This is a genomic window from Frigoribacterium sp. RIT-PI-h, assembly GCF_001297205.1.
Lineage (GTDB): Bacteria > Actinomycetota > Actinomycetes > Actinomycetales > Microbacteriaceae > Frigoribacterium.
Genome location: NZ_LHOZ01000079.1, coordinates 1 through 12,992, shown reverse-complemented (window position 1 = coordinate 12,992; position 12,992 = coordinate 1). Strand labels below are relative to the sequence as shown.

Below are 12,992 nucleotides of genomic sequence, written 5' to 3'. Positions count from 1 at the left end.
CTCTCCGGCGCGGGACGGACGCCGGCGTCCCGCCCAGCGTGGACCCTGTCGGACGTCGGGCACCAGCCCCCGTCAGACGAACCGAATGGCCTGCTGCAGTCGCGCCCGCACCTCGAAGACGTCCGAGATGCTCGTGCGGTCGCCGAGCTCGGGCCCGTGCCGCAGGACCTGCGGCAGCAGCGACCGGCGCACGACCCAGGTGCCGCCCGCGCGCCGCCCGACCTTCTCGAGGGCGGGAGCGAAGTCGTCGTCGGGCACGACGATCAACTGGGCCGTGAACGACACGCGGGTCTCTCGTCGGACGGCCCGGGCCTGACGCGTGAGGTCGCGGACGGGCTCTTCGTCGGCGGGGATGCCCCGACCGACGAGCTCGCCCCGGGACACCTGGACCTCGCTGCCCCAGTCGGAGGACTGGACTGCGAAGAGGCCCGACGGTCCGAGCACGACGTGGTCGAGCTTGCCCTCGGCACCCGCGTCGACGTCGCTCCAGATGGTGAAGCCGATGCCGAGCTCGGTGACCGCGGCCACGGTGGCCTCTTCGGCCATGGCGTCGGCCAGGACGTGACGGATCTCGGGAGGCGCGCTCCGGACGAGGCGCTCGTCGTACGGGTCGTCGAGCGGGACTCCCCGACCGACCCACTCGCGCATTAGGCCGAGGTACCGCTCGCGGTTCGCACCCCCGGGGTGACCGTGGACCCGGGCCTTGGGCTTGGAATCGGTGCGAGCCGGCTCGCGGGGCGGCGGTGACCAGCCGGGGGCACTCGACCCCGCGGACCGCGCGCTGCCCGTGGGAGCGGTGCTTCGTGAGCCCGCCCCCCGGTCGTAGGCGGCACGGGCCTCGGGCGTGCCCACCTGTTGCCAGGCGTGCTGCAGGTCGCGGAAGGCCTGAGCGGTGCCCCCGAGGTCGGGGTGGGTCTGGCGGGCCAGCCGTCGGTAGGCCCGGCGCAGGTCGTCGGTCGACGCCGTCGACGGCACGCCGAGCACCTCGTAGGGCGTGGCGGAGGCGGGACTGGGCGTCACGACGGCGACATTACCGAACGTCCGCTGGACGTCCCGTCGACGGCCGCCGGGACGCGGTCGGCCCTGCGGTTCACCGCGACGGGGCGGCCGAGGGGTCCACGGTCGACGATCGGCGCACCGACCGGGCCACCCGCCAGGCGCGCCACCGGAGACGGGCGCGCCGCGCGAGTCGACGCACCCACTGGGTGATGCGGTGGGCGGCCGGGAACTCGGTGCCGAGCACGGCGACGCCGACGAAGACGATGAGCCAACCGGGCCCGGGCAGCGGGACGAGGACCAAGCCGACGACGACGATCAGAGCGCCGAGCAGCCCGACGCCGATCTTGTAGAGCAATCGGAGGCGTGGATGCCCGTCGAGCCGGAGTCGCATCCTCGCGTGACCGTCGCGCAGGGCACGGCGCCGCCTGCCGCGGTGCGGGCCGACCCCGCGGTTCTCGACCGGGGGCGCGCCGTCCGGGGTCTCGGGCTGCTCGTCCATGACGGCGACGTTAGGGGGCCTTCCTGTGAGCACCACGCCCCGCGAGGGGGTAGCCAGGGAACATGGATTACACACACCTCGGACGCACAGGGTTGTCCGTCTCCCGGGCCGTGCTCGGCACGATGAACTTCGGGCCGCAGACGACGGAGGACGACTCCCACGCGATCATGGACCGGGCGCACGAGCTCGGCGTCAACTTCTTCGACACGGCGAACGTCTACGGCTGGGAGAAGGGCGAAGGCATCACCGAACAGATCATCGGTCGGTGGTTCGCCCGCGGGGGTGGGCGACGGGAGAAGACCGTCCTCGCCACCAAGCTGTACGGCGACATGGGCGACTGGCCGAACGACGGGAAGCTCAGTGCGCTGAACATCCGACGTGCGCTCGACGCGAGCCTCAAGCGACTCCAGACGGACCACATCGACCTCTACCAGTTCCACCACGTGGACCGTGAGACCCCGTGGGACGAGATCTGGCAGGCGATGGAGGTCGCGGTCCAGCAGGGCAAGGTCCTCTACGTCGGCAGCAGCAACTTCGCCGGCTGGCACATCGCTCAGGCCCAGGAGGCCGCGAAGGCCCGGCACTTCAGCGGGCTCGTCAGCGAGCAGTCGATCTACAACCTGATCGTTCGGGACGTCGAGCGCGAGACCCTTCCGGCCGCCCGGCACTACGGTCTCGGCATGATCCCGTGGTCGCCGCTGAACGGTGGCCTGCTCGGTGGCGTGATCGAGAAGACCGAAGAGGGGTCGCGTCGACTCGAGGGACGGAGCGCCGACTACGTCGCCGAGCACCGCGACCAGTTGGAGGCCTACGAGGCCTTCGCGCGGGAGATCGGGCACGCCCCAGGCGAGGTCGCCCTCGCGTGGCTGCTGCACCAGCCGGGCGTCACGGGACCGATCACGGGCCCGCGGACCATGGCACAACTGGAGTCGGCGGTCGCCGCCGTCGACGTGAAGCTGGACGAGGCCGCGCTGGCGCGGCTGGACGAGATCTTCCCCGGGCACGAGACGTCGCCCGAGGACTACGCGTGGTGAACCGGAGGACGACATGAAGACCAGGACAATCGGAGACATGACGGTCAGCGCGATCGGCCTGGGCGGCATGCCCTTGTCGATCGAGGGCCGACCCGACGAGAAGCAAGGCATCGCCACCATCCACGCCGCACTCGAGCAGGGCATCACCCTGATCGACACGGCCGACGCCTACCATCAGGCAGGCAAGGACGAGGTCGGACACAACGAGCTGCTCATCGCCAAGGCGCTCAAGAGCTACCACGCCGACACCGGCCAGGTGCTCGTCGCGACGAAGGGCGGGCACCTCCGTCCCGAGGCGGGAGCCTGGGCGCAGAACGGCGACCCGGCCTACCTGAAGGAGGCCGCCAGGGCCCCCGCGAAGCGGCCCGGCGTCGAGACGATCGGGTTGTACCAGTTCCACCGCCCGGACCCGGCGGTGCCCTACGCCGACTCGATCGGCGCCCTGGCGGAGCTGCTCGACGAGGGCGTCATCCGCATGGCAGGCATCTCGAACGCCACCCCCGACCAGATCCGCGAGGCGAACGACGTCCTCGACGGGCGCCTCGTCTCCGTCCAGAACCAGTACTCGCCCGCGTTCCGCTCGAGTGAGGCGGAGCTCGTGCTGTGCGACGAGATGGGCATCGCGTTCCTGCCGTGGGGCCCCCTCGGCGGGATCACGAACGCGGGTGAGCTCGGGGCGAAGCACGCCGTGTTCGCCGAGATCGCCAACGCCCGACGGGTCACCCCCCAGGTGCTGACGCTCGCCTGGGAACTCGCCAAGTCCGAACTCGTCGTCCCGATCCCGGGGTCGACCCGCCCGCAGACGATCATGAACTCGGCCACGGCGACGTCGATCAAGCTGTCGGCCGACGAGATCCAGCGGCTCGACGCGGCCTGACCCCACCACCGGTGCGCCCGCCCCTCGGGGGCGGGCGCACCGTCACGACCACCCCGAACGAACAGGAGACAGCCATGGCCGACGCCAACCTGACCCGCCCGTACGACATCATCGGCATCGTGCCCGAGTTCGAGCTCTCGAGCACGGACCTCACCGACGGGGGCGAGCTGCAACGAGCCCAGGTGAGCGGCATCATGGGCCCCGGCGGAGACGACGCCAGCCCCCAGCTGAGCTGGTCCGGCGCCCCCGAGGGCACCAAGAGCTACGCCGTCACCGTCTACGACCCCTACGCCCCCACGGGCTCGGGATTCTGGCCCTGGGCCGGGGCCGCCCTTCCCGCCACCACGACGTCGCTGCCCTCCGGTGCCGGTGACGACCAGGGCTCGGGTCTGCCCGAGGGTGCGATCCAGCTGCAGAACGACGGCGGGCTCGCCCGCTACGTCGGTGCCGCTCCGCCCGAGGGTTACGGACCGCACACCTACTTCGTCGCGGTGCACGCCCTCGACGTCGAGAAGATCGGGGTCGACGAGACCGCCAGCCCGGCCTACCTCGGTTTCAACCTGCACTTCCACACGCTGGCCCGCGCCGTGATCTCGGCGACCTTCGAGGTCCCGGCGGCCTGATCCGACACGCTCGTCGTCGTGTCGTGTCGTGTCGGTCAGGCTTCGCGGCCGCTCGGCATCTGCGTCTTGCGCGGGTCCGTCTCGGCGAGGCCGTCGAAGATCGACTCGATGCGCGACAGGACGTCGGCCTCGAGGGTCACTCCCGAGGCCTTCGCGTTCGACTCGACCTGCTCGGGACGCGAGGCCCCGATGATCGCCGAGGCGACGTTCTCGTTCGACAGCACCCAGGCCAACGAGAGCTGGGCCTGCGTGAGGCCCAGGTCGGCCGCGATCGGTTCGAGCTGGGCCACGGCGTCGAGGACGTCGTCGCGCAGCCAGCGCTCGATCATGCCCGCTCCGCCCTTCTGGTCGGTCGCCCGGCTACCCTGCGGCAATTCGGCACCGACCTTGTACTTGCCGGTCAGGACGCCTTGCGCGACGGGCGACCAGACGATCTGCGAGATGCCGAGCTCGGCCGAGGCCGGGACGACCTCGCCCTCGATGACCCGCCAGAGCAGCGAGTACTCGGGCTGGTTCGAGACGAGCTGGATCTTCAGCTCGCGGGCCAGGGCGTGCGCCTCGCGCAGCTGCTCGGCGTTCCACTCCGAGACGCCGATGTAGAGCACCTTGCCCTGGCGGACGAGGTCGGCGAAGGTCTCCATCGTCTCGTCGAGGGGCGTCTCGACGTCGTACCGGTGTGCCTGGTAGAGGTCGACGTAATCGGTCTGAAGGCGTGTGAGCGACCCGTTGATCGACTCGGTGATGTGTTTCCGGCTGAGCCCGGTGTCGTTGTGCCCCTTCGGTCCGGTGGGACCGTAGACCTTGGTGAAGATCTCGAGCGACTCGCGACGCTCACCCTTCAGCGCCTCGCCGAGGACCGTCTCGGCCTGGGTGTTGGCGTAGACGTCGGCCGTGTCGAACGAGCTGATGCCCACGTCGAGGGCCGCGCGGACGCAGCGCGTCGCCGTGTCGTTCTCGACCTGGGACCCGTGGGTGAGCCAGTTGCCGTAGGTGAGCTCGCTGACCTTGAGCCCGCTGTTGCCGAGGTACCTGAACTTCATGGACGACCCTTCTCGGTGGTGCCGCGTCGATGCGACACCCCGTCGACGCTAGTCACCGGCTGCCCCGCCCGCCCGGTCGCCGAACCGTCCGGGCACGGTGAACCCCGACGGCGTGCGATGCCAGAACGCCCGCAACCGGAGGGGCCCGGCTCCGAGCGACCGGGTCAAGCCGGTGACCCAGGCGTCGACCGCGACCCGGTCGAGCTCGTCGTCGTCGACCGTCTGCCAGACGCACACCACCTGCCGCGCTCTCGCCCGGAGTCCTTGATGCCGGAACAGGTCGACCAGTTCGTCGACGTCACGTCGCCGCGGCAGTCGCGGCACGTTGTGCAGACGACCGGCGGGGGCGACCTGCCGACCGGCGCCGTCGAGGAAGGCCAAGTGCACGACCTCGCGATCGCACCTCTCGGCGCACAACTCGGTCGCGTGGTCGAGCAACGCCCGGTCGTCGGCGTCGGGCCCGAGGACGGGGAGTCGGAGGAGGTCGGGATCGGGGTCGAAGGGTCGGGAGCCTCCGCGGACGCGCATGCCTCAGTCCACCGGGAGGAGGGGGCGGACGTCGGACGGGGTGCGACGCATCGGCGGATGGACCGTGAGGTCGCCGGGTTCGATCACCGCCAGGATCGCCGCGGCCCACCGCTGGTCGTCGCACGACGCCGTCAGCGACTCGTCGGTGCTCTGCCACACCAGCAGGACGGACGTGGCGTCGACCCAGGCCGCCACCTCGACGATGCGCAGGGCCAGGGTCTCGACCCCGTCACGGGTGGGCTCGACCGGAGAGCCGCCGAGCGCGATGGGCGGCGCGACGGGGACGCCGTCCGGCCCGAGGTAGATCCACAGCAGCGCGCGGTCGTCGCAGGGCTCGAGGCAGAACTCGTCGACGAAGTCCTCGAGCTGCTCGTCGGTGGGGTCGGGGGCGAGTACGGGTGGGTAGGCGTCGATGATCGTCATGGTCCGAGGCTGGCGGACCGCGCCGCGGTGAGGACCTGCCCGCACCCAGCCTGTGGAGGGGTCCGCTCCTCGTGGGACTGGGGAGGAGCCGACCGGGCGGGGACCGACGGACGCGACGTCCCCTGCGACCGCGCCCGCGCCTCCTGCACCGGATACGCTCGCCCGGTGGCGGTGATCGGGGAGTTCTTCGGTGGGGTGGGCCTGCTCGGGCGAGGGCTGCGACTGTGGGCGACGTCCCCACGGCTGATGCTGCTAGGTGCGGTGCCCGCCCTCGTCGTGAGCGCGGTCTTCGTGGCCGCCCTCGTCGTCGTCGGTCTCGCGGCAGACGACATCGCCCGCGCCGTGACGCCGTTCGCCGACGAGTGGCCCGAGTGGTCGCGCACCCTCGTGCGCCTCGGCGGAGGTGTCGCCGTGGCGGCCCTGGCCGTGTTGCTCGCGGTCGTCGCGTTCACCGCGGTGACCCTGCTCGTCGGCGACCCCTTCTACGAGCGCATCTGGCGCCGCGCCGAAGAGCGAGAGGGCGACCCGCCGGCCGACGTCGATCGCGGCTTCTGGCGCGGGCTCGCCCGGAGTGCCGGCGACTCGCTCCGACTGCTGCTGGCCACGGCCGGGGTGGGCGTCCTCCTGTTCGTCGGAAAATTCGTGCCGGTCGTCGGCCAGACCGTCGTGCCGGTCGTCGGTGCGCTGGTCGGTGGATGGTTCCTCGCGGTCGAGCTCACCGGCTACGCCTTCGACGCCCGGGGCCGCTCGCTCACCGAGCGCCGCCGCGAGCTCGCCGTCAACCGGGCGCGCACCCTGGGGCTGGGCACCGCGACCTACCTGCTGTTCTTCGTCCCGCTCGGGGCGGTGCTCGTCATGCCGGCGGCCGTCGCCGCGGCCACCCTCCTGGCCCGCGAGGTGACCGCCGGGCCGACCGGACCGACCACGTCGACGGCCGGGGCACCGCCCGCGACACCGACCGCCGGACCCACCCCACCGGCCGACGACTACCATCCCCCGGCATGACCACCCCCGCCACACCGACCAACCCTGCCGCCACCCTGCCCGACGGCCGGGTCGGCCCGGCCCCCGGCCAAGGCACCTGGAACCTCGGCGACGACCCGCGCCGCCGCGGCGACGAGATCGCCGCCCTGCGAGCCGGCCTCGACGCCGGCCTGACGATGGTCGACCCCGCCGAGATGTACGGCGGCGGGCGGTCCGGGTCACTGGTCGGCGAGGCGATCGTGGGTCGCCGCGACGAGGTGTTCCTGGTCGGCAAGGTGTTGCCGAGCAACGCCTCGCGGCAGGGCACCGTCGACGCCTGCCACGCCAGCCTCCGGCGGCTGGGCACCGACCGCCTCGACCTCTACCTGCTGCACTGGCGCGGACGCCATCCCCTCGCCGAGACGGTCGACGCCCTGGAGGCGCTGGTCGCCGAGGGCGCGATCGGCGGCTGGGGCGTCAGCAACTTCGACGTCGACGACCTGCAGGAGTTGCTCTCGGTGCCCGGTGGCGAGAACGTCCAGACGAACCAGGTCCTCTACAACCTGGCCCGTCGCGGACCCGAGTTCGACCTGCTGCCCTGGGCACGCGAGCACGGCGTGCCGCTCACCTCCTACTCCCCCGTCGACGGCGGCGAGCTGCTCGGCCACCCCGTGCTCGAGCAGGTGGCGACCGACCTCGGCATCTCGTCGGCCCAGCTCGCCCTGGCCTGGGTGCTGCGCCTCGTGCCCGACCTGATGGTCGCCGTCAAGGCGGGCACGGCCGAGCACACGCTCGAGAACGCGGCGGCGCTGGCGGTCGACCTCGACGACCAGGCCTTCGTCCAGCTCGAGCGGGCGTTCCCCGCGCCGACGACCAAGGTGTCGCTCGAGATGCGCTGACCCGCGCCTCCCGGGCTCGCCTCCCGCTCACGCATGCGCCAGAGTGGAGGGACCAGCCCGGGTGACATCGACGTCGCCTGGACGCGAGCTCCAGAGGACACCGCATGATCATCGACAGAGCCGACGTGATCGTCACCAGCCCCGACCGCAACTTCGTGACGCTGAAGATCACGACGTCCGACGGCGTCACCGGCCTCGGCGACGCGACCCTGAACGGGCGCGAACTCGCCGTCGTCGCCTATCTGACCGAACACGTCGTACCCCTGCTGATCGGGCGGGACCCGGCCCGCATCGAGGACACCTGGCAGTTCCTCTACCGCAGTGCCTACTGGCGGCGCGGGCCGGTCACGATGGCCGCCATCGCCGCCGTCGACGTCGCCCTGTGGGACATCAAGGCCAAGGTCGCCGGCCTGCCCCTCTACCAACTGCTCGGGGGCGCCTCGCGCACCGGGTTGCTGACCTACGGCCACGCCTCGGGGAAGGACCTCGAGGAACTGTTCGACAGCGTCCGCGACCACCAGGAGCAGGGCTACAAGGCGATCCGCGTCCAGACCGGCGTGCCCGGCCTGAAGTCCATCTACGGGATCGCCTCGAACGCCACGTTCGACGCCAACAACGGCGTGCGCTACGACCACGAACCCGCCCAGCGTGGAGCCCTGCCGAACGAGGAGGACTGGGACACCCGCTCGTACCTGCGGCACGTGCCCACCGTGTTCGAGGCGGTGCGGGCCGAGTTCGGCCCCGAGATCCCCCTGCTGCACGACGGCCACCACCGCATGACCCCGATCCAGGCGGCGCGGCTCGGCAAGAGCCTCGAGCCCTACGACTTGTTCTGGCTCGAGGACGTCACCCCGGCCGAGAACCCCGAGGCCCTGCGGCTCGTCCGCCAGCACACGACGACCCCGCTGGCCATCGGTGAGATCTTCAACACCGTCTGGGACTACCAGCAGATCATCCGCGAGCAGCTGATCGACTACGTGCGCAGCGCCGTGACGCACACGGGCGGCATCACCCACCTGAAGAAGGTGCTCGAGTACGCCTCGCAGTACCAGATCAAGTCGGGCATGCACGGTCCGACCGACATCTCGCCCGTGGGCATGGCGGCCGCGATGCACCTCGGGCTCGCGATCCACAACTTCGGCATCCAGGAGTACATGAAGCACGGCGCGAAGACCGACGAGGTCTTCGAGCAGAGCTTCACCTTCGAGGACGGCATGCTGCACCCGGGCGAGCAGCCCGGCATCGGCGTCGAGCTGAACGAGCAGGCCGCCGCGGCGTACCCGTACGCACAGGCCTACCTGCCGTACAACCGTCTGGCCGACGGCACCGTCCACGACTGGTGACCGGGACGAGGAGGCGCGGCGCGGGCGAGCGCGTCGCTCACCCCTCGTAGGCCGCAGCCAGTTCGGCGATGACCAGCCGGTTCATGCCCATCATCGCGGCCATGGCCCGGGCGGCGCCCTCGGGGTCGGGTCCGCCGAGGTAGCGGTCCATCACCGACGGGACGACCTGCCAGGAGAAGCCCCAACGGTCCGTCACCCAGCCGCACCGCCCCTCCTGCCCGCCGTCCGCGGCGAAGGCGTCCCAGTAGTGGTCGAGCTCGTCCTGTGTCTCGACCGAGATCGAGAACGACGTGGCCTCGGTGGGCTTCGGACCGCCGTCGCCGCCGTTCAGCAGGCGGTACGGCTGGCCGTCGAGCTCGAGGTCGACGACGAGCGCCTGGCCCGCCATCGACGCGTCGGGGAAATCGTCGGGGTAGCGCGACACGTCGGTGACGCGCGACGACGGAAACAGGGCGACGTAGAAGTCCGCCGCGGTCTCGATGTCACGACCGAACCAGAGCGCGGGGGTGATGCGGGGCATGTCGCGCCTCCTCGAGGTGACCGGCGGCACCGTCCCCGCCTGGCGCTCAGGGTAGCCGCGCCGGGCGTCGAGGTCGAGAATTCACGACATGCCGCTCACCTACGGAGGTGAGCGGCATGTCGTGACATCTCGGGGAGGCGAGCCGGTGGGGTCAGCCCAGCAGGGCCTCGATCGGGCCGCGCACGAAGTAGACCAGGAAGCCCGCGGCCACGATCCACAGCAGCGGGCTGATCGTGCGGGTCTTCCCGGCGAACGCCCGCACGACCACCCAGCTGACGAAACCGACGCCGATGCCGTTCGCGATCGAGTACGTCAGCGGCATGGTGATGATCGTCAGGAACACCGGCAGTGCGACCGAGAAGTCGGTCCAGTCGATCTGGCTGATCTGCGACACCATCAGCGCGCCGACGATCACGAGGGCCGAGGCCGCGACCTCGAGCGGCACGACCTGGGTCAGCGGGGTGAAGAACATGGCGAGCAGGAACAGCGCGCCGGTGACGACCGAGGCGAATCCGGTCCGGGCGCCCTCGCCGATGCCCGAGGCGGACTCGACGAACACGGTGTTCGACGACGAGCTCGTCGCGCCACCGGCGACCGCGCCGACGCCCTCGACGATCAGGGCCGAGCGAAGGCGCGGGAAGGTGCCGTTCGCGTCCGCGACGTCGCCGGCCTTGGCGAGGCCGGTCATCGTGCCCATGGCGTCGAAGAAGTTGGTGAAGACGAGGGTGAAGACCAGCATGACGGCCGACAGCACGCCGATGCGGGCGAAGGCGCCGAAGCTGAACTGGCCGACGAGCGACAGGTCCGGCAGGGCCACGATCTGGGTGGGCAGCACCGGGGCGTTGAGGTTCCAGTCGTCGAGGTTCTGGCCGTTCGACGGCGGCACCTGGAAGATCGCCTGCAGGGCGATGGCGATGACGGTGGTGGCGACGATGCCGATGAAGATCGCCCCGCGCACCTTGCGGGCCATCAGCACCCCGATGACGAGCAGGCCGATGACGAAGGTGATCGTCGGCAGGGTCGCCACCGAGCCGGCGTCGCCGAGCTGCAGGGGCGGCGACGACGTGCCGCTGGTGCGGACGAAGCCCGAGTCGACCAGGCCGATGAACGCGATGAACAAGCCGATGCCGACCGTGATCGCCGTCTTGAGGGCGGCCGGAACGGCGGTGAAGATCATGCTGCGCAGGCCGGTCACGGCGAGGATCGTGATGACGAGCCCGTTGATCACCACGAGGCCCATGGCCTCGGGCCAGGTGACGTCCTGCACCACGTTGACGGCCAGGAACGAGTTGATGCCGAGGCCGGCGGCGAACGCGAACGGGAGGCGCGCGACGGTGCCGAAGAGGATCGTCATGACCCCGGCGGTGAGGGCGGTGACCGCGCCCACCTGACCGTTCTGCAGCCAGTTGCCGGCCACGTCCTTCGCCGCCTGGTCGGCGCTGAAGCCACCGAGGATCAGCGGGTTGAGGATGACGATGTAGGCCATCGTGACGAACGGGACGACGCCCCCGCGGATCTCGCGCGCCCAGCTCGAGCCGCGCTGCGTGATCTCGAAGAACCGGTCGAGGGTGCCCCCGACTCCGGGTCTCGGCGGCGTGGTGGCGGGGGCGTTCGTGGCCATGGCGATGCGTCTCCGGTGAGATCGGATGTCGAGGGGGAAGAGAACAGGATAGGGCGTGCCGGGGTGCACGCTGCAACGCCGCCCACCGCCTCTCGACCGCCGAGGCGCTCGGGAGACTAGGAGGCGCGGTGCACGCCGAGCGCCCGTGTCACCAGGGGCACCTGCAACGGCAGCCGGACGAGGGTGACGGCCGTGCGCCCCGTCGTGGCCCGCTCGCTCTTCACGGCGCGCAGGGCCATCGAGACGTTCGCCGGGAAGACGGCCACGAACAGCGCGGCGGCGGCGAGCCCGCCGACCGGACGCGTCCTCGGAGCGAGGAGGGCGGCGGCGATGCCGACCTCGGCGAGACCCGAGCTGAGCGTCCAGAACCGGGCCGGTCCGGGGACGCTCCTCGGGACGACCGCGTCGTAGACCGCGGGCTTGGCGAGGTGCAGGAGGCCGGAACCGCCCAGGATCGCGGCGAGTACGCGGGCGTCCCGACGGGCGGCGGACTTCTGGCGGCGTGTGGGGCGGTGACTCATGCGACCATCTTGCGCGCGCCTCCCGGGGTGGGGTGTGGGCGGCGCGCCGGGACGGCCGGGCGGCTCGAGCGCACGGCCCGGGTCAGACGGCGCGGCTGACGCCCCGGCTGGTGATGGCCGACATGAGGGCGTCGACGGGCTCGCGGGCGGCGCCCGGGTTGGCGACGAGCACGTAGTCGACGTCACCGAGGGTGGGCAGCGAGAACCGGTCGCTGACCTTGACGAGGTCGGTGGGGATGAGCGAGAACGGGAACACGGCGACCCCCATGCCGGCGCGCACGGCGGCGAGGACGCCGTTGACGTCGCGCGTGTTGCAGGTGATCCGCCAGGTTCGGCCGGCGCGCTCGAGGGCGTCGATGGCCATCTGCCGGCTGAGGCTCGGGGCCTGGTACGCGATGAGCGGCACGGGCTGGCCGGGCTCGACGACGAGCTTCTCCTGGCCGATCCAGACCATGGCGTCGCCGGCGACGCGCGTGCCCTCGTCGGACTCGCCCGCGGTCTGCTTGACGAAGATCAGGTCGAGGTGGCCGGCGGCCAGTCGGCGGCGCAGGGGTGCGGACTGGTTGACGGTGAGCTCGAGGTTGATCTGCGGGTAGAGCTGGCGGAAGTGGCGCAGGATGCGGGGCAGCTGGGTGATGGCGAGGTCGTCGGCCGCACCGAAACGCAGGCGGCCCCGCATGGCCGAACCGCTGAAGTAGCTCTCGGCGGCGGCGTGCGCGGCGAGGATGGTCCGCGCGAAGCCGGCCATGGCGTCGCCGTTGTCGGTCAGGCGCACGTCGCGGGTGTCGCGGGCGACGAGCGTTCGGCCGGCGGCCTTCTCGAGCCGGCCGACCTGCTGGCTGACCGTCGGCTGGCTGATGCCGAGGCGCTGCGCGGCCCGGGTGAAGCTGCGTGTCTCGGCCACGACGAGGAACGTCGCGAGCAGCGTGGGGTCGTACACCGCGCCTCCTTCGTCGTGCCGGCTCGAGACCTCGTCATTCACGAAGCCAATGCGATTGATCATCCCCCACCGGGGTCCGAATGACCAGGCCGACCCTACCGTTGATGCAGACCGTGAACCGAACCACCAGCGCAGGAACGTGATGTCCGCCCCGCCCCGCAC

General features: G+C 71.4%; 15 protein-coding genes. 6 read left to right on the top strand and 9 right to left on the bottom strand.

Annotated elements, in window-relative coordinates; genetic code table 11:
* Window positions 1–72: 72 nt before the first annotated feature.
* Both AEQ27_RS11420 and AEQ27_RS11415 read right to left on the bottom strand, forming a co-directional pair.
* Window positions 73–1,020, bottom strand: coding sequence for a DnaJ domain-containing protein (locus AEQ27_RS11420; RefSeq protein ID WP_054146770.1), 948 nt, complete (start codon window positions 1,018–1,020; stop codon window positions 73–75).
* Window positions 1,021–1,090: 70 nt separating this feature from the next.
* Window positions 1,091–1,498 carry a TIGR02611 family protein gene (locus tag AEQ27_RS11415; protein WP_082383467.1) on the bottom strand — a complete coding sequence of 136 codons (408 nt, stop codon included), beginning with the start codon at window positions 1,496–1,498 and terminating at the stop codon, window positions 1,091–1,093.
* A 62-nt stretch (window positions 1,499–1,560) separates the two neighbouring features.
* Here AEQ27_RS11415 and AEQ27_RS11410 point away from each other — a divergent pair, with 62 nt between their 5' ends.
* From AEQ27_RS11410 to AEQ27_RS11400, 3 genes are all read left to right on the top strand, one after another.
* The gene (locus tag AEQ27_RS11410; protein WP_054146769.1) at window positions 1,561–2,532 is read left to right on the top strand and encodes an aldo/keto reductase; all 972 of its coding nucleotides are present in this window, start codon (window positions 1,561–1,563) and stop codon (window positions 2,530–2,532) included.
* Between the two features lie 13 nt (window positions 2,533–2,545).
* Window positions 2,546–3,409 carry an aldo/keto reductase gene (locus AEQ27_RS11405; RefSeq protein WP_054146768.1) on the top strand — a complete coding sequence of 288 codons (864 nt, stop codon included), beginning with the start codon at window positions 2,546–2,548 and terminating at the stop codon, window positions 3,407–3,409.
* Between the two features lie 74 nt (window positions 3,410–3,483).
* Window positions 3,484–4,032 carry a YbhB/YbcL family Raf kinase inhibitor-like protein gene (locus tag AEQ27_RS11400; RefSeq protein WP_054146796.1) on the top strand — a complete coding sequence of 183 codons (549 nt, stop codon included), beginning with the start codon at window positions 3,484–3,486 and terminating at the stop codon, window positions 4,030–4,032.
* 35 nt (window positions 4,033–4,067) lie between these two features.
* Here the strand turns inward: AEQ27_RS11400 and AEQ27_RS11395 are convergent, their stop codons facing one another.
* Genes AEQ27_RS11395 through AEQ27_RS18100 form a run of 3 tightly spaced genes read right to left on the bottom strand, consistent with a single transcriptional unit; the run spans window position 4,068 to window position 6,023 of the window.
* A complete protein-coding gene (locus AEQ27_RS11395) occupies window positions 4,068–5,072 on the bottom strand; it encodes an aldo/keto reductase family protein (RefSeq protein ID WP_054146767.1) in 1,005 nt (334 codons plus the stop codon).
* A 48-nt stretch (window positions 5,073–5,120) separates the two neighbouring features.
* Window positions 5,121–5,600 (bottom strand): hypothetical protein, encoded by a 480-nt coding sequence (locus AEQ27_RS11390; protein ID WP_054146766.1) that lies wholly within the window; start codon window positions 5,598–5,600, stop codon window positions 5,121–5,123.
* 3 nt (window positions 5,601–5,603) lie between these two features.
* Window positions 5,604–6,023 carry a hypothetical protein gene (locus tag AEQ27_RS18100; RefSeq protein WP_054146765.1) on the bottom strand — a complete coding sequence of 140 codons (420 nt, stop codon included), beginning with the start codon at window positions 6,021–6,023 and terminating at the stop codon, window positions 5,604–5,606.
* A 165-nt stretch (window positions 6,024–6,188) separates the two neighbouring features.
* On the opposite strand from AEQ27_RS18100, the gene AEQ27_RS18095 reads away from it, so the two are divergent.
* The 3 genes from AEQ27_RS18095 (at window position 6,189) to manD (ending at window position 9,228) form a co-directional block, all read left to right on the top strand.
* Window positions 6,189–7,028 (top strand): EI24 domain-containing protein, encoded by an 840-nt coding sequence (locus AEQ27_RS18095; RefSeq protein WP_200908362.1) that lies wholly within the window; start codon window positions 6,189–6,191, stop codon window positions 7,026–7,028.
* Complete coding sequence (locus tag AEQ27_RS11375) at window positions 7,025–7,885, top strand: aldo/keto reductase (RefSeq protein WP_054146764.1); 861 nt, start codon at window positions 7,025–7,027, stop codon at window positions 7,883–7,885. Before AEQ27_RS18095 ends, AEQ27_RS11375 begins: the two co-directional genes overlap by 4 nt.
* Window positions 7,886–7,989: 104 nt before the next feature.
* Entirely contained in the window at window positions 7,990–9,228 is a 1,239-nt protein-coding gene (gene manD, locus AEQ27_RS11370) for a D-mannonate dehydratase ManD (protein ID WP_054146763.1), read from the top strand.
* Between the two features lie 37 nt (window positions 9,229–9,265).
* On the opposite strand, the gene AEQ27_RS11365 is transcribed toward manD, so the two are convergent.
* From AEQ27_RS11365 to AEQ27_RS11350, 4 genes are all read right to left on the bottom strand, one after another.
* The gene (locus AEQ27_RS11365) at window positions 9,266–9,748 is read right to left on the bottom strand and encodes a VOC family protein (protein ID WP_054146762.1); all 483 of its coding nucleotides are present in this window, start codon (window positions 9,746–9,748) and stop codon (window positions 9,266–9,268) included.
* Window positions 9,749–9,899: 151 nt separating this feature from the next.
* Window positions 9,900–11,369: an NCS2 family permease gene (locus tag AEQ27_RS11360; protein ID WP_200908361.1), complete on the bottom strand. Its 1,470-nt coding sequence runs from the start codon at window positions 11,367–11,369 to the stop codon at window positions 9,900–9,902.
* A 116-nt stretch (window positions 11,370–11,485) separates the two neighbouring features.
* Complete coding sequence (locus AEQ27_RS11355) at window positions 11,486–11,890, bottom strand: hypothetical protein (RefSeq protein WP_054146761.1); 405 nt, start codon at window positions 11,888–11,890, stop codon at window positions 11,486–11,488.
* An 82-nt stretch (window positions 11,891–11,972) separates the two neighbouring features.
* The gene (locus AEQ27_RS11350) at window positions 11,973–12,830 is read right to left on the bottom strand and encodes a LysR substrate-binding domain-containing protein (RefSeq protein WP_043594893.1); all 858 of its coding nucleotides are present in this window, start codon (window positions 12,828–12,830) and stop codon (window positions 11,973–11,975) included.
* Window positions 12,831–12,992: the final 162 nt, after the last annotated feature.